Here is a 26,268-nt window from a genome sequence, read left to right on the forward strand (position 1 = left end):
ACCCGGACACCCGGACACCCGGACACCCGGACACCCGGACATCATCGCCTGCCGGGAACCGGGCCCGGTGTGGCACGGGTCAGCCGCCCGCCGTGACCTTGGGCCGCTCCTTCTCGGTCCGGACGGCCGGCGTGTCCTCGCCCTCGCTGAGACCGAACCGGCGGTGGAAGCGGCGCAGCGGGGCGGGCGCCCACCAGGTCGCCCGGCCGGTGAGGCGCATGACCGCGGGGACCAGGAGGCTGCGGACGATCATCGCGTCCATCAGGACGGCCAGCGCGATGCCGAGGCCGAGCATCTTGGTGTTGGTCACGCGGGAGGTGCCGATGGCGACCATCACCACGGCCAGGATGACCGCGGCGGCCGTGATGAGCCCGCCGGTGCGCTGGAGGCCGTGCCGGACCGCTTCGTCGTGGTCGCCCGTCCGGTCGTACTCCTCCTTGATGCGGGAGAGCAGGAAGACGCCGTAGTCCATGGAGAGGCCGAAGGCCACGCAGAACATCAGGACCGGGAGGGTCGTCTCTATGGAGCCGGGGCTGGTGAAGCCGAGCCAGCCGGAGAGGTGGCCGTCCTGGAAGACCCACACCACCGCGCCGAACATCGCCGTCAGGCTGAGCGCGTTGAGCAGCACCGCCTGGACGGGGATCAGCACGCTGCCGGTGAGCAGGAAGACCAGGATGAGGGTGACGACCGCGATGAAGCCGGCCGCCCACGGCAGACGCTCGCCTATCGCCTGCTTGGAGTCGACGAGGACCGCGGCCGTGCCGGTCACCTTGGTGTCGAAGGGGGCGCGGGTGGCCCGCAGGTCGCCCACCAGTCGCTGGGCGGGGGCGTCGACGGCCTCCCCCTCGGGGAGCACCGTGAAGTACGCCGAGTCGCCCCGGACCAGCGGGCCGTCCACCCGCCGCACCTCGGGCAGGGCGGCGATGCGCTCCTTGTAGGCGGTGTACTGCGCGGGGGTCGCCCGCCCTTCGGCGAGGACCTCCAGGCCGCCACCGGGGCTGCCGGGGAAGTCGTCGCGGATGTGCTGCTGCACGACGCGGGACTCGGCGGAGGAGGGCAGCTGGCGGTCGTCGGCGGTGCCGAACTTCACGCCCAGGAAGGGCAGTCCGAGCAGGATCAGGACCGCGGTGGTGCCGAGGGCGAAGACCGGGGCTCGGCGCATCACGAGGGTGGCCGCGCGGCCCCAGGCGGTGCCTTCCTCCCCCGCCGGCCGCGGCGGCCGGCCGCGCCGCAGCAGGCGGCGCAGGTCGAGGGAGTCGACGCGATGGCCGAGCAGCACCAGGGCCGCCGGGAGCAGGATGAGTGCGGCGGCCGCCGCGAGCAGGACGACGGCGATGCCGGCGTAGGCGAAGGACCGCAGGAAGTACTGCGGGAACAGGAGCATCGCGGCCAGTGACACGGCGACCGTGAGCGAGGAGAACAGCACGGTGCGGCCGGCGGTGCGCAGGGTGGTGTTCACCGCCGTCAAGGGCGGGGCGCCGGCGGCGAGTTCCTCGCGGAAGCGGCGGACGATGAACAGGGCGTAGTCGATGGCGAGGCCGAGTCCGAGGGCCGTGGTCAGGTTCATCGCGAAGACGGAGACGTCGGTGAACTCGGTGAGGCCGCGCAGCACCGCGTTGGTGCCGAGGATCGCGATGATGCCGATGCCGAGCGGCAGCAGGGCAGCGACCGCGCTGCCGAAGACCATCACCAGTAGCAGCAGCGTCACCGGCAGGGCGATCATCTCGGCCCGGGTGAGGTCCTCCTGGATGATCGTCTGCATCTCGTGCCGGACGGCGACCGGGCCGCCGACCGTCACCTCCACCGGGCCGTGTCCGCCGCGGTAGGTGGGCGCTATGCGGTCGAGGGTCCGGCCCATGGCCTTCTCGTCACCCGTGATGCGGGCGGCGATCAGTGCCTGGTGACCGTCCGTCGCCCGCAGGGCGGGGGACTTCGACTGCCAGTAGGAGCCGACCCCGGTGACGCCGGGCTCACCGGCCAGGCGGGTGGCGAGCCGTCCGGCCTCGGCGGCGACCGCCGGGGCGTCCACCGAGGAGTCGCCCGAGTCGACGAGCAGCAGCAGGTTGGGCTGCGAGCCCGGGAACTCGCGCTCCAGCGCCTTGGTCGCGTAGGCCGACTCGGCGGCCGGGTCCTCCCAGCCGCCGCTGCCGAGGCGGTCGGCGACGCCGCTGCCGGCCAGCACGGCGAGCGCGGTGAGCACCAGGGCCACGAGCAGCGACAACCGGGGGCGGGCGGTGACGAATCGGGTCCAGCCCCCGGGCCGGGGCTCCCTGTCGGCTTCGGTCATCGTGCGGTGTCCCCTTTTTCTTCACCGTGAACCGTGCCCCCCGCGGTGTCCGGGCCGTCCGGGCGCAGGCAGCATGGTGAGTCGTTGCCATAGACTGGCAAACACGAGTGATCACTCGCGTTCCACAAGAATGCGAGCGACCGCTCGCGTTTGTCAATCGCGTTCGGAGAGCTGGGGATAACGCGTGCCCGACAACCAGGAAAAGGACCAGCCGCGCCGCCGTCAGGCCCGCGGCGAACGCCGCGTCGCCCAGCTGCTCGAAGCCGCCGCGTCCGTCTTCTGCCTCACCGGATACACCGCCGCCAGCACCAACGCCATCGCCCGCGAGGCGGGCGTCTCGCCGGGCACGCTCTACCAGTTCTTCCCCAACAAGGAAGCGATCGCGATCGAGCTGGGCGACCGCCTGATGCACGAGATGCGGGAGACCTACGGCGAGGCGCTCGCCCCGGTCGACCCCGCGACGCCGCTGGAGGAGGCGGTGGGCGCCGCCGTGGACCGGTTCATCGACTTCAACTGCGCGCACCCCGTGTTCTTCGCGCTGGTGCACGGCCCCGACATCCCGGGCCGGCTCTCCGAGGAGCACGACGCGCTGCACGCGACCCTGCTCGCCCGCATCGAGGACCTGCTGCGCTCACTCCTGCCTGGCACCCCACCGGCCGACGTCACCCGCACCGCGCACATGTGCCTGGGCCTGTACAAAGCCGGCCTGGAACTGGTCCTCGCCCACGAGGGCGCCGAGCGCGACGCGTACGTCCAGGAGCTGAAGCACGTCCTGATCCGCTACCTGGGGCCGCTGATCGGCGAGCCGGCCGCCGCTCCGGCGTCTCCCGCCGCCACCCCGTCCGCCTGACCGGACCCCGTCCCTCCCCCGCTCGCCCCGGCACCCCACCCTCCCCCGCTCACCCCGGCACCCCGGCCCGCCGGGAGCTCTCTTTGAGAAATACCCCCTAGGGGTATAACCTGAGTGAGGTGAGCGCCACTGTGGGCCGGGTACGCCATGGTGGGCACACCACCCCCACCCGCCTCTGCGAGGAGAACGAGATGACCGCTCAGACCGACACCACGGGTTCCGTCACCACCGTCTACCAGGTGACCGGCATGAGCTGTGGGCACTGCGAGGGTTCCGTTTCGAGCGAGATCTCCGAGATCCCCGGCGTCACCTCGGTGAAGGCGGTCGCCTCCACCGGCGAGGTCACCGTCGTGTCCGCGGCCCCGCTGGACCAGGCGGCCGTACGCGCCGCCGTGGACGAGGCCGGCTTCGAGCTCGCCACCGAAGCCTGACGGCGGCGGACGTCGGACCCGGACCGGACCCGGACCCGGCCAGATGAGCACGGGAGCACGCAAGGCCGCGAGCGCGGCAAGGTCCGGAGCACGCACGGGGCCCGGCGCACCCACGGTCCGGAGCCGGCAAGGCCGCAGCACGCAGGGCCGAGCACGCGACGAGCGGTCGCGGCGGTCCGGAGCAGCAGTGAGGAGTCGGGACATGACCAGCACCACCACGCAGCCGACGGCAGCCGCCACGACCGAGGTCGAGCTGCTCATCGGCGGGATGACCTGTGCCTCCTGCGCGGCCCGCGTAGAGAAGAAGCTCAACCGGATGGACGGCGTCAGCGCCACGGTCAACTACGCGACGGAGAAGGCCAGAGTCGCCTTCCCGGCCGGCGTCGAGGTCGCCGACCTGATCGCCACCGTGGTGAAGACCGGGTACACCGCCGAGGAGCCCGCGCCCGAGGTGGAGACCCCGGACGCACAGGCGCCGGAGGACGCGCCCCGGGACCCCGAACTGGTGGCCCTGCGCGAGCGGCTCATCGTCTCCGCCCTGCTCGCGGTGCCCGTCGTCCTGCTGTCGATGGTCCCGGCGCTCCAGTTCGACAACTGGCAGTGGCTCGCGCTGACGCTGGCCGCGCCCGTGGTGGTCTGGGGCGGGTGGCCGTTCCACCGGGCCGCGTGGACGAACCTGCGGCACGGCGCGGCCACCATGGACACCCTGGTGTCGCTGGGCACCCTCGCGGCCTTCGGCTGGTCGCTCTGGGCGCTGTTCTTCGGCGACGCGGGCATGCCCGGCATGAAGGACCGCTTCACCCTCACCGTCGACCGCATGGACGGCGCCTCCACGATCTACCTGGAGGTCGCCGCCGGAGTCGTCGCCTTCATCCTGCTCGGCCGCTATCTGGAGGCCCGCTCCAAGCGGCGGGCGGGGGCGGCGCTGCGGGCCCTGCTGGAACTGGGCGCCAAGGACGTGGCCGTCCTGCGGGACGGGCGCGAGGTACGGATACCGGTGGCCCGGCTGACGGTCGGTGACCGTTTCGTCGTACGGCCCGGGGAGAAGATCGCCACCGACGGCACCGTCGTGGAAGGCGCCTCCGCGGTGGACGCGGCCCTGCTGACCGGCGAGTCGGTGCCGGTGGACGTGTCCGTCGGCGACCCGGTCACGGGCGCCACCGTGAACGCCGGTGGCCGGCTGGTCGTCGAGGCCACCCGGGTCGGCGCGGACACCCAGCTGGCCCGGATGGCGAAGCTCGTGGAGGACGCGCAGAGCGGCAAGGCCGAGGTGCAGCGGCTGGCCGACCGGGTCTCCGGGGTCTTCGTGCCGGTCGTGGTGCTGGTCGCCCTCGCCACCTTCGGCGGGTGGCTCGGCGTGACGGGCGACACCGTCGCCGCCTTCACCGCGGCCGTCGCGGTGCTGATCATCGCCTGCCCGTGCGCGCTGGGCCTGGCCACGCCGACCGCGCTGCTGGTCGGCACCGGGCGCGGGGCGCAGCTCGGCATCCTCATCAAGGGACCCGAGGTGCTGGAGTCCACGCGCCGCGTCGACACCGTCGTCCTGGACAAGACGGGCACGGTCACCACCGGCCGGATGACCCTCCAGGGGGTGTATGCCGCCGAGGGCACCGACGAGCAGCAGGTGCTTCGGCTCGCGGGCGCCGTCGAGCACGCCTCCGAGCACCCGGTCGCGCGGGCGGTGGCAGCGGGCGCCGAGGAGCGGGTCGGGGCGCTGCCGCCGGTGGAGCGGTTCGAGAACGTGCCCGGCCGGGGCGTGCGCGGGCTGGTGGAGGGCCACGAGGTGGCCGTGGGGCGGCTCGCCGAGCTGTCCGGGGAGCTGCCGGCGGAGCTGGCCCGGGCGAAGGACGAGGCCGAGCGGGACGGGCGTACGGCCGTCGTGGTCGGCTGGGACGGCGCGGCACGCGGTGTCGTCGCCGTCGCGGACGCGGTCAAGGAGACCAGCGCGGAGGCGGTGGCCGCCCTGCGCGCGCTGGGCCTGACACCGGTCCTGCTGACCGGGGACAACCAGGCGGTGGCCGAGGCCGTGGCCCGTGAGGTCGGGGTCGACCGGGTGATCGCCGAGGTGCTGCCCGAGGACAAGGTCGACGTCGTACGGCGGCTCCAGGCCGAGGGGCGCACCGTCGCCATGGTGGGCGACGGGGTCAACGACGCGGCCGCGCTCGCCACCGCCGATCTCGGGCTCGCCATGGGCACCGGGACCGACGCGGCGATCGAGGCGGGCGACCTGACGCTGGTGCGCGGCGATTTGCGGGTGGCCGCGGACGCGATCCGGCTCTCGCGCCGCACGCTCGGCATCATCAGGGGCAACCTGGTGTGGGCCTTCGGCTACAACGTGGCGGCGCTGCCGCTGGCCGCCGCCGGTCTGCTGAACCCGATGATCGCGGGGGCGGCGATGGCCTTCTCGTCGGTGTTCGTGGTGACCAACAGCCTCCGCCTGCGGACGTTCCGTTGAAGTTCGCGACTGTTACCCGCGGTTAGCCGAAGAACGGGGCACCGGTCCCTCTGGAGTCCGGCGCCACCCTCACATAAGCTCTTCACAAGGCTCGCGCATCATCCTTACGCTTGGGTCCCGTTCGCCGTATCCGTGCTCTTGCGCACCTAACGGACATTTGCAAGAGACGCAGATCACAGTGATGCGAACGTAACCATCGAAGGGGTGCGAAGGTCTAAATTGACGATGTCAGGAAGCGTCTTGGGGGGCGCGGACTGGCATCTGGGGATGTCTTGGGGGACTTCCTCAGAGGTGCGTTGCCGGGGCACGTACACCGGGAAGCTTTGAGCGGCCCTCTCGGCGTGCGCTGTCCCGGCAGACCGCACACACCAGTAGTACGGCGAGTTCTGCTCGTTTTGCTCAACAGCGATTCAGGCGCTGTCTCACAGGCGCCCGGCCGGATCCCGTGGGGGGAATCCGCACCGGGACATGGGAAGGCGCCCTGGACGCCGGCCCGTGGGGGGACCGTCGCCAGGGCGCCTTCCGCTATGACCACCCCGCGCGGCGCGAGCGTGTACGTCCCTCGCACCGGCGCGTCCGCCCGCACGCGAGCCCCACCGCCGGGTCCCGCGCCGGCCCGGCACGCACGGGGCCCCGCGCCCGGTCGCCGGGTGCGGGGCCCTGGGGCTGCGGGGCTCAGCGCGCCTCGACGGGGACGAAGTCCCGCTCGACGACGCCCGTGTAGATCTGGCGCGGGCGGCCGATGCGGGAGCCCGGCTCCTTGATCATCTCGTGCCACTGGGCGATCCAGCCCGGCAGCCGGCCGAGGGCGAACAGGACCGTGAACATCTCGGTCGGGAAGCCCATGGCGCGGTAGATCAGGCCGGTGTAGAAGTCGACGTTCGGGTAGAGGCTGCGCGAGACGAAGTAGTCGTCGGAGAGCGCGTGCTCCTCCAGCTTGAGCGCGATGTCCAGCAGCTCGTCGGACTTGCCGAGCGCGGACAGTACGTCGTGCGCGGCGGCCTTGATGATCTTGGCGCGCGGGTCGAAGTTCTTGTAGACCCGGTGGCCGAAGCCCATCAGACGGACGCCGTCCTCCTTGTTCTTCACCTTGCGGATGAAGGAGTCGACGTCGCCGCCGGCGTCGCGGATGCCTTCGAGCATCTCCAGCACGGACTGGTTGGCGCCGCCGTGCAGCGGGCCCCACAGGGCGTTGATGCCGGCCGAGATCGACGCGAACATGTTCGCCTGCGAGGAGCCGACCAGGCGGACGGTGGAGGTCGAGCAGTTCTGCTCGTGGTCCGCGTGCAGGATGAGCAGCTTGTCCAGGGCGGACACCACGACCGGGTCGAGCTCGTACTCCTGCGCCGGCACGGAGAAGGTCATCCGGAGGAAGTTCTCGACGTAGCCCAGGTCGTTGCGCGGGTAGACGAACGGGTGGCCGATCGACTTCTTGTAGGCGTAGGCCGCGATCGTCGGAAGCTTGGCGAGCAGGCGGATCGTGGAGAGGTTGCGCTGCTTCTCGTCGAACGGGTTGTGGCTGTCCTGGTAGAAGGTGGACAGCGCGGAGACCACGGACGACAGCATCGCCATCGGGTGGGCGTCGCGGGGGAAGCCCCGGTAGAAGTTCTTGACGTCCTCGTGCAGCAGGGTGTGCTGCGTGATGTCGTTCTTGAACGAGGTGAGCTCGTCGACGGTCGGCAGCTCGCCGTTGATCAGCAGGTAGGCGACCTCCACGAAGGTGGAGCGCTCGGCCAGCTGCTCGATCGGGTAGCCGCGGTACCGGAGGATGCCCGCCTCGCCGTCGAGGTAGGTGATGGCGGATTTATAGGCGGCGGTGTTGCCGTACCCGCTGTCCAGGGTCACCAGACCGGTCTGGGCGCGGAGCTTGCCGATGTCGAAGCCCTCGTCGCCGACGGTGCTGTCGATCACCGGGTAGGTGTACTCGTCGTCGCCGTACCGCAGTACTACAGCATTCTTGGTGTGCTCGCTCACGTCATCCCTCACCGACGTTGTGCCTCTTCTTCGAGGTTGCCCTGACTGTCTCTACCATCCCCCATTTGGCGCAGGAGAGTGCACTCGGGGTCGACCATTGGGCCTATTGGCGGCACTCAGTGCCGCCAACCTGCTCATCCTGCCCCCCTCCGGCCCGCTAGTGGAAGAGCTCTGTGACCTAGGTGACTCATTTGATCGATCATTCGCCCCGGGAGGTGCCGTCAGCCGCCCGCGAGACGGAAGTCGAGGGCCGTGCAGCGGCGCCCCGCGGACACCGTGCGGACCGCCTGGCCGATCGCCTTGCGGGAGCCGACGAGGACGACCAGCTTCCTGGCCCGCGTCACCGCCGTGTACAGCAGGTTCCGCTGGAGCATCATCCACGCGCCGGTGGTGACCGGGATCACGACGGCGGGATATTCACTTCCCTGTGAACGGTGGATGGTCACCGCGTAGGCGTGCGCCAGTTCGTCCAGTTCGTCGAAGTCGTACGGCACTTCCTCGTCCTCGTCCGTGCGCACGGTCAGCCGCTGGTCGACCGGGTCGAGCGAGGTGACCACGCCCACCGTGCCGTTGAAGACTCCGTTGGCGCCCTTGTCGTAGTTGTTGCGGATCTGGGTGACCTTGTCGCCGACCCGGAAGACCCGGCCGCCGAACCGCTTCTCGGGCAGGTCGGGGCGGCCCGGGGTGATGGCCTGCTGGAGCAGGCCGTTGAGGGTGCCGGCGCCCGCCGGTCCCCGGTGCATCGGCGCGAGCACCTGCACGTCCCGGCGCGGGTCGAGGCCGAAGCGGGCCGGGATACGGCGGGCGGCCACGTCCACGGTGAGCCGGCCGGCCTCCTCCGTCTCGTCCTCGACGAAGAGGAAGAAGTCCTTCATGCCGTCGGTGAGCGGGTGCTGCCCCGAGTTGATCCGGTGGGCGTTCGTCACCACCCCCGACTGCTGGGCCTGGCGGAAGACGCGGGTGAGGCGGACGGCCGGGATGGGGCCGCCGTCGGCGAGCAGGTCGCGCAGCACCTCGCCGGCGCCCACGCTGGGCAGTTGGTCCACATCCCCGACGAACAGCAGGTGAGCGCCCGGGGGCACCGCCTTGACCAGCTTGTTCGCCAGCAGCAGGTCCAGCATGGACGCCTCGTCGACGACCACCAGGTCGGCGTCCAGCGGGCGTTCCCGGTCGTAGGCGGCGTCCCCGCCGGGCTTCAGCTCCAGCAGCCGGTGCACGGTGGACGCCTCGGCGCCGGTGAGCTCGGCCAGCCGCTTGGCCGCCCGGCCGGTGGGGGCCGCCAGCACCACCCTGGCCTTCCTGGCCCGGGCCAGCTCCACGATCGAGCGGACCGTGAAGGACTTGCCGCAGCCTGGACCGCCGGTGAGGACGGCGACCTTCCTGGTCAGCGCGAGCCGGACGGCGGCCTCCTGCTCCGGAGCGAGGTCCGTGCCCGTGCGCGCCCTCAGCCAGCCCAGCGCCTTGTCCCAGGCCACGTCACGGAAACCGGGCATCCGGTCCTCGTCCGTGCGCAGCAGGCGCAACAGCTGGGCGGAGAGGGAGAGTTCGGCGCGATGGAAGGGGACGAGCCAGATGGCGGTGACCGGGTCGCCGCCGTCCGGACCGGGGACCTTCTCGCGTACGACTCCGGGGTCCTCGCCGTCCTGCGCGGGAGCCGCGAGTTCGGCGAGGCACTCGATGACCAGCCCGGTGTCGACCTGGAGGAGCTTGACCGCGTCGGCGATCAGCCGCTCCTCGGGCAGATAGCAGTGGCCCTGGTCGGCGGACTGCGAAAGGGCGTACTGCAGGCCCGCCTTCACGCGCTCCGGGCTGTCGTGCGGGATGCCGACCGACTGGGCGATGCGGTCGGCGGTGAGGAAGCCGATGCCCCAGACGTCGGAGGCCAGCCGGTAGGGCTGGTTCCTGACCACGGAGATCGAGGCGTCGCCGTACTTCTTGTAGATGCGGACCGCGACGGACGTGGACACCTCGACGCTCTGCAGGAAGAGCATGACCTCCTTGATCGCCTTCTGCTCCTCCCAGGCGTCGGCGATCTTCCGGGTGCGTTTGGGGCCGAGGCCGGGCACCTCGACCAGGCGCTTCGGCTCCTCCTCGATGATCGTGAGGGTGTCCAGGCCGAAGTGCTGGGTGATGCGGTCGGCGAAGACGGGTCCGATGCCCTTGACCAGACCGGACCCGAGATAGCGGCGGATGCCCTGGACGGTGGCGGGCAGCAGCGTCGTGTAGTTCTCGACGGTGAACTGCTTTCCGTACTGCGGGTGGGAGCCCCAACGGCCCTCCATCCGCAGGGACTCGCCGACCTGGGCGCCGAGCAGCGCGCCCACCACGGTCAGGAGGTCGCCGGCGCCCCGGCCTGTGTCGACCCGGGCGACCGTGTAGCCGTTCTCCTCGTTGGCGTACGTGATGCGCTCCAGGACGCCTTCGAGCACGGCGAGCCGTCGTTCCCCGCCGTCCGCCCCGCTCCCCGCCTGATTGGACATGATCCGACGCTACAGCGGCGGTCCGACAACGGGCCCGCCGGCCGGAACACCCCCGGCGGGGCCGTTCATCACGATCCGGTTGCGGGATGCCCCCGGGGGCTTGCCCAACCTCCGTGTAATCGATTCCAATCTTCTCTGTACGCCGATGTAATCGATTCCACGAGGAGGTGGGGCGGCGATGGCGAGCATCAAGGACGTCGCTGCCGGGGCGGGCGTGTCCGTCGCCACGGTGTCACGCGTCCTGAACGACCATCCGTCGGTCAGCGCGGACGCCCGCGCGCGCGTGCTGGCCGCAGTCGAGGCGCTCGGCTACCGCCCGAACGCGGTCGCCCGGTCGCTGCGCACCGACCAGACCCACACCCTCGGCCTGGTCATCAGCGACGTGATGAACCCGTACTTCACCGAACTCGCCCGGTCCGTCGAGGAGGCGGCCCGCGCGCTGGGCTACAGCGTCATCATCGGCAACGCCGACGAACGGCCCGACCTCCAGGACCACCACGTACGGACCCTGCTCGACCGCCGTATCGACGGACTGCTGGTCTCCCCCACCGACGGCGGGTCGCCGCTCATCGTCGACGCCGCGCGCGCGGGCACACCGATGGTCTTCGTGGACCGGTGGATCCCCGGCGTGGACGTGCCCGTGGTGCGGTCCGACGGACGGCAGGCCGTCCGCGACCTCGTCGCGCACCTGCACGGACTCGGCCACCGGCGGCTCGCGATCATCGCGGGCCCGGCCGCCACCACCACCGGCAGCGAGCGCGTCGAGGCCTTCCGGCAGGCCCTGGCCGCGTACGGCCTGCCCCTCCCGGACGCCTACACCGGCCAGGGCGACTTCCAGGCCGAGAGCGGACGACGGGTCACCGAGGGGTTCCTCGACCTGCCCGAGCCCCCCGAGGTCGTGTTCGCCGCGGACAACCTGATGGCCCTCGGCGCGCTGGACGCCGTCCGCGCACGCGGGCTGCGGGTGCCCCGGGACATCGCGCTCGCCGCGTTCGACGACATCCCCTGGTTCGTGCACACCGACCCGCCGATCACCGCGATCGCCCAGCCCACCGGCGAGTTGGGGCGCGCCGCCGTACGGGCGCTCGTCGACCGCATCGAAGGACGGCCCCCCGAGTCCGTCACCCTGCCCGCCCGGCTCGTCGTCCGCCGCTCGTGCGGCGAGCCCGGGCCGTCCGCCCCGGCCGGCCCACCGGAGCCGTCCCCCGCAACGAACAGGAGCACGACGTGAGCAACCGGGACGAGTTGCTGCGCATCGAGGGCATACGGAAGACCTTCCCCGGCGTGATCGCGCTCGACGGCGTCGACTTCGACCTGCGGCGCGGAGAGGTGCACGTGCTCCTCGGCGAGAACGGCGCGGGCAAGAGCACCCTCATCAAGATGCTGTCGGGCGCCTACACCCCCGACGCCGGCCGTGTCCTGGTCGGCGGCGAGGAGGTCCGCATCCACGGGGCGCAGGATTCCGAACGCCTCGGGATCGCCACCATCTACCAGGAGTTCAACCTGGTGCCCGACCTGACGGTCGCCGAGAACATCTTCCTCGGCCGGCAGCCGCGCCGCTTCGGGGTGATCGACCGCAAGCGGATGGAGGCCGAGGCCGCCGTACTGCTGGAGCGCGTCGGGGTGAACGTGTCCCCGCGCGCGCGGGTGCGTGAACTCGGCATCGCGCGCCTGCAGATGGTCGAGATCGCCAAGGCCCTCAGTCTCGACGCGCGCGTCCTGATCATGGACGAGCCGACCGCCGTGCTCACCTCCGACGAGGTGGACAAGCTCTTCTCCATCGTGCGCAGGCTGCGCGAGGACGGCGTGGGCGTCGTCTTCATCACCCACCACCTGGAGGAGATCGCCGCCCTGGGCGACCGGGTCACCGTCATCCGCGACGGCAGAAGCGTCGGCCAGGTCCCCGCCTCCACGCCCGAGGACGAGCTCGTACGGCTGATGGTGGGCCGCTCGATCGAGCAGCAGTACCCGCGGGAGCGGGCCGAGACCGGCGCCGCGCTGCTCACCGTCGAGGGACTCACCCGCGACGGCGTCTTCCACGACGTCAGCTTCGAGGTGCGGGCCGGTGAGGTCGTCGGCGTCGCCGGGCTCGTCGGGGCCGGCCGTACGGAGGTCGTGCGGGCCGTGTTCGGCGCCGACCCCTACGACACGGGCACCGTGCGGGTCGCGGGCGCCCCGCTGCGGCGGCACGACGTGAACGCCGCCCTGTCGGCCGGGATCGGCCTGGTCCCCGAGGACCGCAAGGGCCAGGGCCTGCTGCTCGACGCGTCCGTCGAGGAGAACCTCGGGCTCGTGACGCTGAGGTCCGCGACCCGCGGCGGGCTCGTCGACCTCAGGGGCCAGCACGAGGCCGCCGCCCGGATCGCCGGGCAGCTCGGCGTGCGGATGGCGGGCCTGGGCCAGCAGGTGCGGACGCTGTCCGGCGGCAACCAGCAGAAGGTCGTCATCGGCAAGTGGCTGCTCGCCGACACCAGGGTGCTGATCCTCGACGAGCCGACACGCGGGGTCGACGTCGGCGCCAAGGTCGAGATCTACCAGCTCGTCAACGAGCTGACGGCGGCCGGCGCGGCCGTCCTGATGATCTCCAGTGACCTGCCCGAGGTGCTCGGGATGAGCGACCGGGTGCTGGTGATGGCCCAGGGCCGGATCGCCGGCGAACTCGACGCCGCCGAGGCGACCCAGGACGCCGTCATGGCGCTCGCCGTCGGCTCCCCCACTCCCCCGAACGAGAACGAGACCGAGACGGAGGCCCCCCGTGGCCACTGACACGCTCAAGAGCACGACGGGCGCGCGAGGCGCCACGGGCGGCCTGCGCCGCCTCCTGCTCGACAACGGCGCGCTGACCGCGCTGATCGTCCTCGTGGTCGCGATGTCGGCGCTGTCCGGCGACTTCATGACCACGGACAACCTGCTCAACATCGGTGTCCAGGCGGCCGTGACCGCGATCCTCGCCTTCGGCGTCACCTTCGTGATCGTCTCGGCGGGCATCGACCTGTCGGTCGGCTCGGTGGCGGCCCTGTCGGCCACCGTCCTGGCCTGGAGCGCCACCTCCGAGGGCGTCCCGGTCGCCCTGGCGGTCGTCCTCGCGATCGCCACCGGCATCGCCTGCGGCCTGGTCAACGGCTTCCTGATCTCGTACGGGAAACTGCCGCCGTTCATCGCGACGCTGGCCATGCTCTCGGTGGCCCGCGGTCTGTCGCTGGTGATATCCCAGGGCTCCCCCATCGCCTTCCCCGACTCCGTCTCCCACCTCGGCGACACCCTCGGCGGATGGCTGCCGGTGCCGGTGCTCGTGATGGTCGTCATGGGGCTGCTCACGGCGTTCGTGCTGGGGCGCACCTACATCGGCCGCTCCATGTACGCGATCGGCGGCAACGAGGAGGCGGCCCGCCTGTCCGGGCTGCGGGTCAAGAAGCAGAAGCTCGCGATCTACGCCTTCTCCGGCCTGTTCGCGGCGGCCGCCGGCATCGTGCTGGCCTCCCGGCTGTCCTCCGCGCAGCCGCAGGCCGCGCAGGGCTACGAGCTGGACGCGATCGCGGCGGTCGTCATCGGCGGCGCCTCGCTGGCCGGCGGCACCGGCAAGGCCTCCGGCACGCTGATCGGCGCGCTGATCCTCGCGGTGCTGCGCAACGGCCTCAACCTGCTGTCCGTGTCGGCGTTCTGGCAGCAGGTCGTCATCGGTGTCGTCATCGCCCTGGCGGTGCTCCTGGACACGCTGCGGCGCAAGGCGGGGGCGACCCCGGTGGCCGCGGGAGCCTCCGCGGGCAACCGGGGCCGGCAGGCGATGACGTACGTCCTGGCCGCGGTGGTCGCGGCGGCCGTGGTGGGCGCGATGTCGTTCCTGCACGGCGGCTCGCCGGCCGAGGAGCGCAAGCTCGGCCTGTCGCTGTCGACCCTGAACAACCCCTTCTTCGTGCAGATCCGTTCCGGCGCGCAGGCCGAGGCGAAGCGGCTGGGCGTGGACCTGACGGTCACCGACGCGCAGAACGACGCCTCGCAGCAGGCCAACCAGCTGCAGAACTTCACCAGCGAGGGCATCGCCTCGATCATCGTCAACCCGGTGGACTCCGACGCGGCGGGCCCCTCGGTGCGCTCCGCGAACAAGGCCGACATCCCCGTCGTCGGCGTGGACCGCGGGGTGAACAACGCCGAGACGGCCGCCCTGGTCGCCTCCGACAACGTCGAGGGCGGAAAGCTGGGCGCCCGGGCGCTGGCCGGGAAGCTCGGCGGCAAGGGCACCATCGTGATCCTCCAGGGCCAGGCCGGCACCTCCGCGAGCCGCGAGCGCGGCGCCGGCTTCGCGGCCGGGCTGAAGGAGTACCCGGGCATCAAGGTCGTCGCCGAGCAGCCCGCCGACTTCGACCGCACCAAGGGCCTGGACGTGATGACGAACCTGCTCCAGGCCCACCCCGACATCGACGGCGTCTTCGCCGAGAACGACGAGATGGCGCTCGGCGCGGTCAAGGCGCTCGGCGCGAAGGCCGGCACCTCGGTGCAGGTCGTCGGGTTCGACGGCACGCCGGACGGGCTGAAGGCGGTCGCGGACGGCACGCTGTACGCGTCGGTCGCGCAGCAGCCGACCCAGCTCGGCCGGATCGCGGTGGACAACGCCGTGCGGGCGGCCGAGGGCAAGAAGGTCGAGAAGACGGTGAAGGTGCCGGTGAAGGTGGTCACGAAGCAGAACGTGGCCGGCTTCGGCGGCTGACATCGGCGAGCGGGCGGGCGGTCCACGGGGCCGCCCGCCCACCGCCTATACCCAGGGGAGACACTGCATGTACGACTACGACCTCCTGGTCGTGGGGTCGGCCAACGCCGACCTGGTGATCGCGGTCGAGCGGCGGCCCGGGACCGGGGAGACGGTGCTCGGCTCGGACCTGGCTGTCCATCCGGGCGGCAAGGGCGCCAACCAGGCGGTCGCGGCCGCCCGGCTGGGCGCCCGGACGGCCCTGCTGGCCCGGGTGGGCGCCGACGCGCACGGTGAGCTGCTGCTCGACTCGCAGCGGACGGCCGGGGTCGACACCTCCGGCGTCCTGGTGGGCGGGGCGCCGACCGGGGTCGCGCTGATCACCGTGGACCCGTCCGGCGACAACAGCATCGTCGTCTCGCCGGGCGCGAACGGCCGGCTGACCCCCGGGGACGTGCGGGCCGCCGCGCCGCTCCTGCGCGCCTCGCGGGTGGTGTCGGCGCAGCTGGAGATCCCGCTGGAGACGGTCGTGGAGACGGTACGGAACCTGGACGCGGGCAGCCGCTTCGTCCTCAACCCGTCGCCGCCGCGGCCGCTGCCGGACGAACTGCTGGCCGCCTGCGACCCGTTGATCGTCAACGAGCACGAGGCGAAGGTGATCCTCGGCGAGGCCGGCGACGGTGCTGACGCCGGCGGGCGGCCCGAGGACTGGGCGCGTGCCCTGCTCGCGAGGGGCCCCCGCTCGGTGGTCGTGACCCTGGGCGCGCAGGGCGCGCTGGTCGCCTCCGCGGAGGGCGTGACGCGGGTGCCGGCGGTACGGGTGGACGCGGTGGACACGACGGGCGCGGGCGACGCGTTCACCGCCGCGCTGGCCTGGCGGCTGGGGGCCGGCGCCTCCCTCGCGCAGGCGGCGGCCTACGCGTCCCGGGTCGGGGCGGCCGCGGTCACCCGGGAGGGGGCGCAGGTGTCCTTCCCCACGGCGGCGGAGGTCGAGGCGCTGGGCGGCCAGGCGGGGACCGCCGGTCACGGCTCGGGCGCGTCCGGCGCGAGCGCGCGAGGTGGCTCCCGGTGAAGAAGGCCGGAATCCTGAACCGGCGTCTCTCCGGCGCCCTGGCCGAACTGGGCCACGGGGACGGGGTGCTGGTGTGCGACGCGGGGATGCCGATACCCGACGGCCCGAGCGTCGTGGACCTGGCGTTCCGGGCGGGGGTGCCGTCCTTCGCGGAGGTGCTGGACGGGCTGCTCGCCGAGCTGGTGGTGGAGGGCGCGACGGCGGCGACGGAGGTACGGGAGGCGAACCCGGGGACCGCGGCGCTGCTGGACGGCCACTTCCCCGCCCTGTCCCTGGTCCCGCACGACCGGCTGAAGACCCTCTCCCGGGACGCGCGCCTGATCGTCCGAACCGGGGAGGCCCGACCGTACGCGAACGTGCTGCTGCGGTGCGGGGTGTTCTTCTAGACGGGGGCGGGCCACTTGCTCGGCCGACGCCGCCGGTCGCCGCCGGACCGGCCCAGGCCGCCGCCGGACGGCTTGCCCCGGGTCGCCGTCGACCGGGGGCCGGCCGCATCCTCGTCCACCGCTCGGCCGCTGCGGGCCGGTGCAGGCCGCCGCAGGCCGCCGCAGGCCGCTGACAAGCGTTGCCGGTCGGTACGCCGGGCCGATCCCGGCCGCCGCCGGACCGCTTGCCCCCGGTCGCCGTCGACCGAGGGCCGGCCACTTGCTCGGCCGACGACCGGCCGCCGGCAGTCGTCGGCCGTCGCAGGACCGCTCCCGTGGCTCACGGCGCCGGGAAGGACAGGCGCAGGCCGTAGCGTCGTTCGGCGGTGTGGAGGGTCGGGACGAGGGTCCCGCGCAGTTCGTATGCCTCGTCGGGGTGGGCGGTCAGGAACCGGTCGCGCAGGCGCAGGCGGGCGGGTTCGCGGACGGCTTCCACGGGGCGCATGCAGGTGGCGTACGTACGGCCCATGGACCGTTCGACGGCGGGGAGTTCGGCCGGTCCCGCGGTGCTCTCGCGCTCCTCGGCGCGGGCCATGAAGGCCATCTCGTCGCGGGCCGGTACGCCCCGGCCCGCGAGGCAGCCCGGCAGAGCGGCAAGCGCCCGGGCGACGGCGGGGTCGCGGCGCAGTGCGGCCACTTGGGTCAGCCACTGCCGCTGGAGCGGGGCGTAGGTGTCGCGCAGTGCGGCGACCGCGGCCGTGCCCTCGTCCGCGCAGTTCCGGACGGAGCCGGACCGGGCCGTCCGGGCGGCCGCGCGCCGCGGCGCGGGGAGCGGACGGGGGCTCGCCGTGGGACGCGGCACCTCGGCGCTCTCGCTGAGGCCGTGCCGGGCGACGAACGCGAGGTCGGGCACGTCGAAGAACCGGATGTAGGCGAGCGGGACCGCCGCCGGCGGCTCGGTGCCCCGGTCGCGGGCGCACGCGGCCGCGGTGACCCGTCCCACCTGCTGGACGAACACATCCAGACCCTGGGTCCAGCGGGTCTCGGCACCGGTGGCCGGGAGGACCATGGTCAGCGGGTCCTTCGGCAGCGTGTGCGTGAGACGGGCCGGGGTCACCGGCGCGGCGGGGGCGCTGTCGGGCTCGTCGGCGCCGGCCGAGCAGGCTGCCAGGAGCAGGACGGCGGCGGCCGCGGCGGCGCGCACCGCGAACCGGCGCCGGGCGGCGGGGCGCGTCATCCGTGGATCCCTTCGTTCTGTGGCGCGGGCGGGGGCGCCGCCATGAACGGCGGCACCCCCGCCCGCGGACGGTCAGTGAGTGATCTTGACGGTGTCGCCGGAGTCGTACTTGCTCGCGACGGTGAACTTGGTGCCGTCGCTGACGTCGGTGCACAGCACGTACCGGTCGACGGCGTACGAGCCGTCGAGGACCCCGATGTATCCGGCGTCGCAGGTCTTCCACGAGCCCGTGGACGAGTGGTAGAGGCGGCCGGCGTAGGCGTCGTAGCCGTCGCCCGCCGCGTCGTGGGCGTAGACGAGGTTGAGGTCGCTGCACGAGCTGGTGGACGACTTGTTGGCCGTGCCGCCCACGCCCTCGTTGCCCCCGGTCTTCAGGGTGACGGTCGTGCACGCGTCCGGGGCGGCTGACGCCGCCGGAGCGAGGACCAGACATGTGGCGGCGGACACCAGCGCGAGCGCGCCGGCCGCGAGGGCCTTCTGCATGGGATTCCCCCTTCTGCGGGTGCGGGTGGGGCGGCTGCCCCGCCCGTCCTTGCTTCGCGGGAAACGCTCGCAGAGGGGGCACCGCCGGACCACGACCTTCGACCGGCGTCGAAAGTTCCCGGCCGAGGGGCGGAAGCGGTTGCTCCGGTGGTGTCCCCGGTACCGCTGTGACCCGTGGGAGGCACGGGGTCCGATCGGGGGCCCGGGGCGGCCATGGACCCGGGTGACGTCTGACCGGATCGCGACGCTCCCCGCCGGAACACCCGGAACACCCGGAACTCTCGGATCCCTCCGGACGCGACCGACGCGACCTGCCTGGCGCCCCGTCAGCGTCCGGCGTCCGGGAAGGGGTGGGCGTGCGGGCCGACGGCTCGCGCGTGCCGCGCGGGCGGGGTCCGGCGGAGCATGGCCGCGCCGAGCGGGGTGAGGGTGTGCAGCACCGTGTTGGTGCGGCGGCGGCTCTGGACCAGGCCGGCGTCCCGCAGCACCGTGACGTGGTGGGTCACGGTGGCCGGCGAGACACCCAGGAACCCCGCCAGTTCGGAGGTCGTGGCGCCGGGCGCCAGCGCCTTCAGGGCGGCGGCGCGGGTACGGCCGAGCAGCGCGGCGAGGGAGGCGTCGGCGGGGCGGACGGGCGCGGGCGGCCGGGTGCCGTGCACGGGGTAGACCAGTACCGGTCCCAGGGCCTCGTCGGCCAGGGAGACCGGCGTGTGCCAGCAGAAGTAGGAGGGGACCAGGCGCAGCCCTCGGCCCCCCAGGTGCAGGTCCCGGTCCTCGACGTAGTCGACGTGCAGGACCGGTGGGTGCCAGCGGACGCCCGGCGACAGCCCGGACAGCAGTCCGCCGACGCCGGTGTCCAGGGCCTCCCGGCCGCGCAGGGCGCGTTCCCCGGTGATGGTGGCCAGGATGCGGTCCTCGTAGGGCGCGATGACGGCCTCGTGGTAGGCGCGGAGCACCTTGACCAGTTCCTCGCGGGTCGCGCGCTCGGACAGCCTCGGGGCCCAGTCGGGGGCGCCGCTCAGCCGGTCGAGGACGCGCATCTCGTGGGTGACCCGCTCCGCGGGGGTGTCGAGGATCGCCTCGAACGCCTGCTCCAGCCCGTCGGCGGCTTCGGGCGGGGTCAGGAAGTCGGGCATGTAGCGGGCCCGGGGCAGTACGGGGATCAGCAGTCGTCGTACGGCCCGGTCGAGCGGGCCGCCGGCGAGGGTGGCCCGGGTCTCGCGGTACCAGTCGGCGTACGCCCATCGTCCGCGCGTGGTCTGGAGCCGGTGCAGGCTGCAGGCGATCTCCCAGAGCGGGTCGGGGGTGCGTGCCACCTGGACGCGGGCGAGGTCCTCGGGACCGAAGTGGATGCGCAGCACGAGACCCCACCCGCCGAATCGACTGTCGTCCTGCCCAGGAGCAGCGTGGGTCCCCTTCGCACGGGGGACAACTCCCGGTTCCGGCCGCTCCGGAGCGTCACCGGGGAGGCGACGGCGGCGGTGCCGGACGGACCGGAGCGCTGTCGCGGACGCGCGGGGCACGGTGCCGGACGGACCGGCGGACGCCTGGTCGACGGGGGCCGGACATTCGAAAGGACCCGGTCTGTCGACCGGGCCCCTTCGGGTTTTCCCCTCCGTGTCAGGACTCCGCGATCCCCCCAGATCCCACCCCAGAAGTCCTGATGCCACGTACGACCCGCGAAGTGCGGGAAGGGTTGCACGGGTTGCGGGGATTCTTTTCGGCGTTCACCCGACGACGTGCTCCACGAACCGCTCGGCCGTCTCCGCCAGCACCTCGCGCCCGTCCCGGGCCCACAGCGCGTCGTTGAACAGTTCGACCTCGATCGGCCCGGTGTAGCCGGCCGCCTCGACGTATCCCCTCCACTCGCGCATGTCGACCGAGCCGTCGCCGATCTGGCCGCGCCCGTTGAGGACGCCCTCGGGGAGGGGGGTGGTCCAGTCGGCGAGCTGGAAGGTGTGGATACGGCCGCCCGCGCCGGCCCGGGCGATCTGGCGCGGCGCCGTGTCGTCCCACCAGACGTGGTAGGTGTCGACGGTGACGCCGACCTGGTGGGCGGGGAAGCGTTCGGCAAGGTCGAGGGCCTGGGCGAGGGTCGACACGACGCAGCGGTCCGAGGCGAACATGGGGTGCAGCGGCTCGATGGCCAGCCGCACCCCGTGGGTCTCCGCGTACGGGCCGAGTTCCCCGAGCGCGTCCGCGATCCGCTCCCGGGCACCGTGCAGGTCCCTGGAGCCGGCCGGCAGGCCGCCGGAGACCAGGACCAGGGTGTCGGTGCCGAGGGCTGCGGCCTCGTCGACCGCGCGCCGGTTGTCGGCCAGGGCCTCGGCCCGCTCGGCCGGGTCGATCGCGGTGAGGAAACCGCCGCGGCACAGCGTGGTGACGGTCAGGCCCGCGTCCCTGACCAGTTTGGCGGTGGCCTCCAGGCCGTACGACCGTACGGGTTCGCGCCAGAGGCCGACCGCGGGCACGCCGAGCGCGAGGCAGGCGTCGGCCAGGTCCGGCAGCGACAGCTGCTTGACGGTCATCTGGTTGACGGAGAAGCGGGAGAGCGGGCCGGTCACTGGGTCACCCCGTGGAGTGCGAGCAGGGTCTTCATCCGTTCCTCGGCGAGCTTCGGGTCGGGGAACAGGCCCAGGCCGTCGGCGAGTTCGTAGGCGCGGGTGAGGTGCGGGAGGGAGCGGGCCGACTGGAGGCCGCCGACCATCGTGAAGTGCGGCTGGTGGCCGGCGAGCCAGGCCAGGAACACCACGCCGGTCTTGTAGAAGCGGGTGGGCGGCTGGAAGAGGTGCCGTGACAGCTCGACCGTCGGGTCGAGGAGGGCGCGGAAGCCGGGGACGTCGCCCGTGTCGAGCACCCGTACGGCCTGGGCCGCCAGCGGTCCCAGCGGGTCGAAGATGCCGAGCAGGGCGTGGCTGAAGCCCTGTTCGTCGCCGGCGATGAGCTCCGGGTAGTTGAAGTCGTCGCCCGTGTAGCAGCGGACGCCGTCGGGCAGGCGGCGGCGGAGGTCGATCTCGCGCCGGGCGTCCAGGAGGGAGACCTTGATGCCGTCGATCTTGTCGGGGTGCGCCGCGATCACCTCCAGGAAGGTGTCCGTGGCGGCGTCGAGGTCGGCGGAGCCCCAGTAGCCGTCCAGGGCCGGGTCGAACATCGGGCCGAGCCAGTGCAGGATCACCGGTTCGGCGGCCTGGCGCAGCAGGTGGCCGTAGACCTCCAGGTAGTCCGCGGGGTCCTCGGCGGCGGCCGCGAGGGCGCGGGAGGCCATCAGGATCGCGCGGGCGCCGGACTCCTCCACCAGCGCGAGCTGTTCCTCGTACGCGGCCCGGACCTCGGCCAGGGACGCCGGGCCGGTCAGCTGGTCGGTGCCGACACCGCAGGCGATGCGGCCGCCCACGGACCTGGCCTCGGCGGCGCTGCGCCGGATCAGTTCGGCCGCGCCCGCCCAGTCCAGGCCCATGCCGCGCTGCGCGGTGTCCATCGCCTCCGCCACGCCCAGCCCGTGGGACCACAGATGGCGGCGGAAGGCGAGGGTGGCGTCCCAGTCGACGGCGGCGGGCGAGTCCGGGGAGACGTCCGCGAAGGGGTCGGCGACGACGTGCGCCGCCGAGTAGACCGTGCGCGAGGTGAAGGGGGTGCCGGCGGCGACGGCGAGAGGGTGGCCGCGCGGCTCGTACGTCCGCAGGCCCCCTTCGGAGTCGGGGAGTCGGATGGTCACAGCGTGATCTCCGGTACGTCGAGGCGGACGCCCTCGGCCGAGGACCGCAGGCCCAGTTCGGCGAGCTGCACACCGCGGGCCCCGGCGAGGAGGTCCCAGTGGTAGGGGGTGTCGGCGTAGACGTGCCGCAGGAACAGCTCCCACTGGGCCTTGAAGCCGTTGTCGAACTCGGCGTTGTCCGGGATCTCCTGCCACTGGTCGCGGAAGACCTCGGTGGCGGGGATGTCGGGGTTCCACACCGGCTTGGGGGTGGCGCTGCGGTGCTGGACGCGGCAGTCGCGCAGGCCGGCCACCGCGGAGCCCTCGGTGCCGTCGACCTGGAACTCGACGAGTTCGTCGCGGTGCACGCGGACGGCCCAGGAGGAGTTGATCTGGGCGATGGCGCCGCCGTCGAGTTCGAAGATGCCGTAGGCGGCGTCGTCGGCGGTGGCGTCGTAGGGCTTGCCGGTCTCGTCCCAGCGCTGCGGGATGTGGGTGGTGGCGATGGCCTGGACGGTCTTCACCCGGCCGAACAGCTCGTGCAGGACGTACTCCCAGTGCGGGAACATGTCGACGACGATGCCGCCGCCGTCCTCGCTGCGGTAGTTCCAGGACGGGCGCTGGGCGGACTGCCAGTCGCCCTCGAAGACCCAGTAGCCGAACTCGCCGCGGACGGACAGGATGCGGCCGAAGAAGCCGCCGTCGATGAGGCGCTTGAGCTTCAGCAGGCCCGGCAGGAACAGCTTGTCCTGGACGACGCCGTGCTTGATGCCGGCGGCGGCGGCCAGCCGGGCGAGTTCGAGGGCGCCGTCGAGGCCGGTGGCGGTCGGCTTCTCGGTGTAGACGTGCTTTCCGGCGGCGATCGCCTTGCGGAGGGCCTCCTCGCGGGCGGAGGTGACCTGGGCGTCGAAGTAGATGTCGACGCCGTCGTCGGCGAGGACGGCGTCCAGGTCCGTCGAGACGTGTTCCAGGCCGTGCTGTTCGGCGAGCGACCTGAGCACGTGCTCGCGGCGGCCGACGAGGATCGGCTCGGGCCACAGCACGGTGCCGTCGCCGAGGTCGAGGCCGCCCTGTTCGCGGATGGCCAGGATCGAGCGGACGAGGTGCTGGCGGTAACCCATGCGCCCGGTCACGCCGTTCATGGCGATACGCACCGTCTTGCGTGTCACGTCTGTCCCTTCGTAGGTGTCGTACGCAGCGTCGTACGCGCGTCGTACGCGCGGGTGCGCGCCGCGTCCGCCCTACCCGATGAGCGGTGCAGCAAGCGCTTTCTATCCTCTGAGAAGCTAGCCTCTGACCAGCGGTCTGGACAAGACCGTGACGGGGTTGAGTTGTTCGAGGGGGCGAACAACAGGGGTCGGGGGCCGTAAGGTCTGCTCGGACCGTCGCCGCTGTGCGGCGGCTGTGCGGTCGGTGTCGGCCGTCCGGACCGTACGACCCGGACCCGCGAACCCGTGGAACCGCGGATCCGCAGAACCGCAGAACCGCAGACGATGACGTACGACGAGATGCGACGAGATGCGCGACCGGAGGACGAGGACATGACGGTGACCCTGGCGGACGTGGCGGCCCGCGCGCAGGTCTCCCCCGCGACGGTGTCGCGCGTGCTGAACGGGAACTACCCCGTCGCCGCGTCCACCCGTGAGCGGGTGCTGCGGGCGGTGGACGACCTGGACTACGTGCTCAACGGTCCGGCGAGCGCCCTCGCCGCGGCCACCTCCGACCTGGTCGGCATCCTGGTGAACGACATCGCCGACCCCTTCTTCGGGATCATGGCGAGCGCGATCCAGTCCGAGATCGGCGGGCCCGGCGGCCGGGCGGGCGGGGAGCGGCTCGCGGTGGTGTGCAACACCGGGGGCTCCCCGGAACGCGAGCTGACCTACCTCACGCTGCTGCAACGGCAGCGGGCGGCGGCCGTCGTGCTGACCGGCGGCGCGGTGGAGAGCGTGCCGCACGCGGCGGCGATGACGGCGAAGCTGCGGAAACTCGCGGACGCCGGGACCCGGGTGGTGCTGTGCGGGCGCCCGCCCGCGCCCGACACCCGGGCGATCGCGCTCACCTTCGACAACCGCGGGGGTGCCCGGCAGCTCACGGACCACCTGATCGGGCTGGGCCACCGGCGCCTCGGCTACATCACCGGCCCCGAGGAGCGCACGACCACCCGGCACCGGCTGGAGGGCCACCGGGCGGCGCTGGAGGCGCACGGCATCGAGGAGGACCCGGGCTGGACGGTGCACGGACGGTACGACAGACGCTCCGGGTACGAGGCCACCCTCGAACTGCTGCGCCGGGACTCGTCCCTGACGGCGGTGGTGGCGGCGAACGACTCCGTCGCCCTCGGCGCGTGCGCCGCCCTGCGCGACTCCGGCCTGCGCATCCCGGACGACGTGTCCGTGGCCGGCTTCGACGACCTGCCGTTCAGCGTGGACACGGTGCCGTCCCTCACGACGGTGCGGCTCCCCCTCGCGGAGGCGGGCGCGCGTGCCGGCCGCATCGCGATGGGCCGCGAGGAACCCCCGCCCGGCGGAATCGCCACGGTACGGGGAGACCTGATGGTCCGGGGCTCCTCCGGGGCGCCCCGGAAGTGAGGACGGGGCCGAGGTGCCGGCGGGGCCGGGTTCGGCGGGGTTCGGCGGGGTTCGGCGGGGTCAGGTCCGGCGGAGGCCGGGCGGGGTTCGGCGGGGCCGGGCGGGGTTCGGCGGAGGCCGGGCGGGGTTCGGCGGGGCCGGGCGGGGTTCGGCGGGGCCGGGCGGGGTTCGGCGGGGCCGGGATCGGCGGGGGCCGGGCGGGGGTTCGGCGGAGGCCGGGCGGGGTTCGGCGGGGGCCGGGCGGAGTCAGGTCCGGCTGAGGCCGGGCGGAGTCAGGTCCGGCTGAGGCCGGGCGGAGTCAGGTCCGGCTGAGGCCGGGGCAGCTCTCGCGGGGCGGTGGCGGGGGAATCGCCGGGGCCGGGCGGCCCCGGGTCTCGCCGGGGCCGACGGGTCGGGATTCGCCGGGCCGGGCGAAGGCTTCAGGGCGGCGAGGGGGCCCCTGCCGTCTGGACCAGGTCTCGCGGGGCGGTGGCGCGTGTTGCCTGGGCCGGACGGACAGTCCCGGGTCGGCCAGGTCCGCCGGGTCCGCCGGGTCGGGATTCGCCGGGCGGGACGGGGACGAGGGCTCGGGGACGAGGGGACGAGGGCTTCGCGATTCGCCGGGCGGGACGGGGACGAGGGGACGAGGGCTCGGGATTCGCCGGGCGGGACGGGGGCGAGGGCTCGGGGCGAGGGGCGGCTCCTGCCGTCCGGGCCGGGGCAGGTCTCGCGGGGCGGTGGCCGGGGTTTGCCGCGAGCGCGCGAGCCGAGCCACGTGGAAAGGACCTGGTCGGCTGGGACTGGCGCCTGGACCCGCGGGGTACCGGGGGGTGAGAGTGGGGGCATGAAACTGGCGTTCTCCACCCTCGGCGTTCCCGGCCTTCCCATCCCGGAGGTGCTGCGGCTCGCGACCACGTACGGCTATCACGGCATCGAACTGCGCGCTCATTCCGAGGAACCGGTCCATGTCGGCCTCGACCTCGCCCAACGGGCCGAGGTGGCGGCCGAGTTCAAGGCGGCGGGCGTGGAGCTGCTCGGTGTGGCGGGCTACGCGCGCGTCGCCGCGCCTGGCGCGGACGCCCCCGTCATCGAGGAGATCCGCCGGCTCCTGGATCTCGCCCGCGACCTGGGCGCCCCCTTCGTCCGGGTCTTCCCCGGCGGCGCCCCCGACCAGAGCCGGGAGGACACCGACGCCACGGCGGCCCGGCGGCTGGGCACCGCCGCCGAGTACGCCGCCGACCTCGGGGTCCGCATCCTGCTGGAGACCCACGACTCGCACCGTACGGGCGCCGACGCGATCCGGATCATCGGCCCGGTCGGCCACCACCAGGTGGGCTCGCTGTGGGACGTCATGCACACCTGGCTGGGCGGCGAGCAGCCCGCGGAGACGTACGCGGCCCTCGCCCCCACCCTCGGCTACGTCCAGGTCAAGGACATCGCCTCGGCCGAGGACACCACGCCCGTCCGGCTCGGCACGGGCGTGCTGCCGCTGACCGAGTGCGTGGAGGTGCTCTCCCGGCACGGCTGGGACGGCTGGCTGTGCTGGGAGTACGAGAAGCGGTGGTACGAGCGGGCCGCCCCGCTGCCCGGCCTGCTGGGCCCCGGCCGCGAGCACCTGTCCCGCCTCCTCAACGACTCGGCCTGACCCGACCGGAGGACGGCACGGGCGAGGGCCGAGCGCGGGCACCG

The 26,268-nt window shown here is 73.1% G+C and carries 19 protein-coding genes; 10 read left to right on the forward strand and 9 right to left on the reverse strand.

What is annotated here, in order from left to right; translation table 11 throughout:
- Positions 1-79: 79 nt before the first annotated feature.
- Positions 80-2,287, reverse strand: coding sequence for an MMPL family transporter (locus tag ABZT03_RS11130; protein WP_356036724.1), 2,208 nt, complete (start codon positions 2,285-2,287; stop codon positions 80-82).
- A 184-nt stretch (positions 2,288-2,471) separates the two neighbouring features.
- Between ABZT03_RS11130 and ABZT03_RS11135 the strand changes: the two genes are divergently transcribed.
- The 3 genes from ABZT03_RS11135 to ABZT03_RS11145 all read left to right on the forward strand — a co-directional run bounded on the left by ABZT03_RS11135 (position 2,472) and on the right by ABZT03_RS11145 (position 6,023).
- Complete coding sequence (locus ABZT03_RS11135; RefSeq protein WP_356036728.1) at positions 2,472-3,137, forward strand: TetR family transcriptional regulator; 666 nt, start codon at positions 2,472-2,474, stop codon at positions 3,135-3,137.
- Between the two features lie 191 nt (positions 3,138-3,328).
- A complete protein-coding gene (locus tag ABZT03_RS11140; protein WP_356036974.1) occupies positions 3,329-3,568 on the forward strand; it encodes a heavy-metal-associated domain-containing protein in 240 nt (79 codons plus the stop codon).
- A 202-nt stretch (positions 3,569-3,770) separates the two neighbouring features.
- Positions 3,771-6,023: a heavy metal translocating P-type ATPase gene (locus ABZT03_RS11145; protein WP_356036731.1), complete on the forward strand. Its 2,253-nt coding sequence runs from the start codon at positions 3,771-3,773 to the stop codon at positions 6,021-6,023.
- Positions 6,024-6,698: 675 nt separating this feature from the next.
- Here ABZT03_RS11145 and ABZT03_RS11150 read toward each other — a convergent pair.
- The gene (locus ABZT03_RS11150; protein ID WP_356036734.1) at positions 6,699-7,997 is read right to left on the reverse strand and encodes a citrate synthase; all 1,299 of its coding nucleotides are present in this window, start codon (positions 7,995-7,997) and stop codon (positions 6,699-6,701) included.
- Positions 7,998-8,218: 221 nt separating this feature from the next.
- Positions 8,219-10,477, reverse strand: coding sequence for an ATP-dependent RecD-like DNA helicase (locus ABZT03_RS11155; RefSeq protein ID WP_356036737.1), 2,259 nt, complete (start codon positions 10,475-10,477; stop codon positions 8,219-8,221).
- A gap of 178 nt (positions 10,478-10,655) precedes the next feature.
- Here ABZT03_RS11155 and ABZT03_RS11160 point away from each other — a divergent pair, with 178 nt between their 5' ends.
- The 5 genes from ABZT03_RS11160 (at position 10,656) to rbsD (ending at position 16,619) form a co-directional block, all read left to right on the forward strand.
- Positions 10,656-11,708 carry a LacI family DNA-binding transcriptional regulator gene (locus ABZT03_RS11160; RefSeq protein WP_356036739.1) on the forward strand — a complete coding sequence of 351 codons (1,053 nt, stop codon included), beginning with the start codon at positions 10,656-10,658 and terminating at the stop codon, positions 11,706-11,708.
- The gene (locus ABZT03_RS11165; protein ID WP_356036742.1) at positions 11,705-13,243 is read left to right on the forward strand and encodes a sugar ABC transporter ATP-binding protein; all 1,539 of its coding nucleotides are present in this window, start codon (positions 11,705-11,707) and stop codon (positions 13,241-13,243) included. Before ABZT03_RS11160 ends, ABZT03_RS11165 begins: the two co-directional genes overlap by 4 nt.
- The gene (locus ABZT03_RS11170; protein ID WP_356036745.1) at positions 13,233-15,182 is read left to right on the forward strand and encodes a substrate-binding domain-containing protein; all 1,950 of its coding nucleotides are present in this window, start codon (positions 13,233-13,235) and stop codon (positions 15,180-15,182) included. Before ABZT03_RS11165 ends, ABZT03_RS11170 begins: the two co-directional genes overlap by 11 nt.
- A gap of 67 nt (positions 15,183-15,249) precedes the next feature.
- Entirely contained in the window at positions 15,250-16,233 is a 984-nt protein-coding gene (locus ABZT03_RS11175; protein WP_356036749.1) for a ribokinase, read from the forward strand.
- Entirely contained in the window at positions 16,230-16,619 is a 390-nt protein-coding gene (gene rbsD / locus ABZT03_RS11180) for a D-ribose pyranase (RefSeq protein WP_356036752.1), read from the forward strand. Before ABZT03_RS11175 ends, rbsD begins: the two co-directional genes overlap by 4 nt.
- Positions 16,620-16,938: 319 nt before the next feature.
- Here the strand turns inward: rbsD and ABZT03_RS11185 are convergent, their stop codons facing one another.
- The 6 genes from ABZT03_RS11185 to ABZT03_RS11210 form a co-directional block, all read right to left on the reverse strand.
- Positions 16,939-17,835: a hypothetical protein gene (locus ABZT03_RS11185; protein WP_356036754.1), complete on the reverse strand. Its 897-nt coding sequence runs from the start codon at positions 17,833-17,835 to the stop codon at positions 16,939-16,941.
- A 72-nt stretch (positions 17,836-17,907) separates the two neighbouring features.
- On the reverse strand, positions 17,908-18,318 hold the full coding sequence (locus tag ABZT03_RS11190; RefSeq protein ID WP_356036757.1) for a hypothetical protein: 411 nt from the start codon (positions 18,316-18,318) through the stop codon (positions 17,908-17,910).
- A gap of 326 nt (positions 18,319-18,644) precedes the next feature.
- The gene (locus tag ABZT03_RS11195) at positions 18,645-19,679 is read right to left on the reverse strand and encodes a winged helix-turn-helix domain-containing protein (protein WP_356036760.1); all 1,035 of its coding nucleotides are present in this window, start codon (positions 19,677-19,679) and stop codon (positions 18,645-18,647) included.
- A gap of 366 nt (positions 19,680-20,045) precedes the next feature.
- Positions 20,046-20,846: a sugar phosphate isomerase/epimerase family protein gene (locus ABZT03_RS11200; RefSeq protein ID WP_356036977.1), complete on the reverse strand. Its 801-nt coding sequence runs from the start codon at positions 20,844-20,846 to the stop codon at positions 20,046-20,048.
- A 32-nt stretch (positions 20,847-20,878) separates the two neighbouring features.
- Positions 20,879-22,033 (reverse strand): dihydrodipicolinate synthase family protein, encoded by a 1,155-nt coding sequence (locus tag ABZT03_RS11205; RefSeq protein WP_356036763.1) that lies wholly within the window; start codon positions 22,031-22,033, stop codon positions 20,879-20,881.
- Positions 22,030-23,181, reverse strand: coding sequence for a Gfo/Idh/MocA family oxidoreductase (locus ABZT03_RS11210; protein ID WP_356036766.1), 1,152 nt, complete (start codon positions 23,179-23,181; stop codon positions 22,030-22,032). The genes ABZT03_RS11205 and ABZT03_RS11210 overlap by 4 nt, the downstream gene beginning before the upstream one ends.
- 372 nt (positions 23,182-23,553) lie before the next feature.
- On the opposite strand from ABZT03_RS11210, the gene ABZT03_RS11215 reads away from it, so the two are divergent.
- Together ABZT03_RS11215 and ABZT03_RS11220 are read left to right on the forward strand one after the other, a co-directional pair.
- Positions 23,554-24,600: a LacI family DNA-binding transcriptional regulator gene (locus tag ABZT03_RS11215; protein ID WP_356036769.1), complete on the forward strand. Its 1,047-nt coding sequence runs from the start codon at positions 23,554-23,556 to the stop codon at positions 24,598-24,600.
- An 823-nt stretch (positions 24,601-25,423) separates the two neighbouring features.
- Positions 25,424-26,224 (forward strand): sugar phosphate isomerase/epimerase family protein, encoded by an 801-nt coding sequence (locus tag ABZT03_RS11220; RefSeq protein WP_356036772.1) that lies wholly within the window; start codon positions 25,424-25,426, stop codon positions 26,222-26,224.
- The last annotated feature ends 44 nt before the right edge of the window (positions 26,225-26,268 follow it).

This window comes from Streptomyces sp. NPDC005574 (genome assembly GCF_040605435.1).
Lineage (GTDB): Bacteria > Actinomycetota > Actinomycetes > Streptomycetales > Streptomycetaceae > Streptomyces.

What these genes read in the sequence shown, in the direction of transcription:
- ABZT03_RS11220 (WP_356036772.1), top strand. Translation starts at nt 25,424, where the DNA reads ATGAAACTGGCGTTCTCCACCCTCGGCGTTCCCGGCCTTCCCATCCCG.
- ABZT03_RS11130 (WP_356036724.1), bottom strand. Translation starts at nt 2,287, where the DNA reads ATGACCGAAGCCGACAGGGAGCCCCGGCCCGGGGGCTGGACCCGATTC.
- ABZT03_RS11175 (WP_356036749.1), top strand. Translation starts at nt 15,250, where the DNA reads ATGTACGACTACGACCTCCTGGTCGTGGGGTCGGCCAACGCCGACCTG.
- ABZT03_RS11160 (WP_356036739.1), top strand. Translation starts at nt 10,656, where the DNA reads ATGGCGAGCATCAAGGACGTCGCTGCCGGGGCGGGCGTGTCCGTCGCC.
- ABZT03_RS11215 (WP_356036769.1), top strand. Translation starts at nt 23,554, where the DNA reads ATGACGGTGACCCTGGCGGACGTGGCGGCCCGCGCGCAGGTCTCCCCC.
- ABZT03_RS11140 (WP_356036974.1), top strand. Translation starts at nt 3,329, where the DNA reads ATGACCGCTCAGACCGACACCACGGGTTCCGTCACCACCGTCTACCAG.
- ABZT03_RS11155 (WP_356036737.1), bottom strand. Translation starts at nt 10,477, where the DNA reads ATGTCCAATCAGGCGGGGAGCGGGGCGGACGGCGGGGAACGACGGCTC.
- ABZT03_RS11145 (WP_356036731.1), top strand. Translation starts at nt 3,771, where the DNA reads ATGACCAGCACCACCACGCAGCCGACGGCAGCCGCCACGACCGAGGTC.
- ABZT03_RS11190 (WP_356036757.1), bottom strand. Translation starts at nt 18,318, where the DNA reads ATGCAGAAGGCCCTCGCGGCCGGCGCGCTCGCGCTGGTGTCCGCCGCC.
- ABZT03_RS11200 (WP_356036977.1), bottom strand. Translation starts at nt 20,846, where the DNA reads ATGACCGTCAAGCAGCTGTCGCTGCCGGACCTGGCCGACGCCTGCCTC.
- ABZT03_RS11185 (WP_356036754.1), bottom strand. Translation starts at nt 17,835, where the DNA reads ATGACGCGCCCCGCCGCCCGGCGCCGGTTCGCGGTGCGCGCCGCCGCG.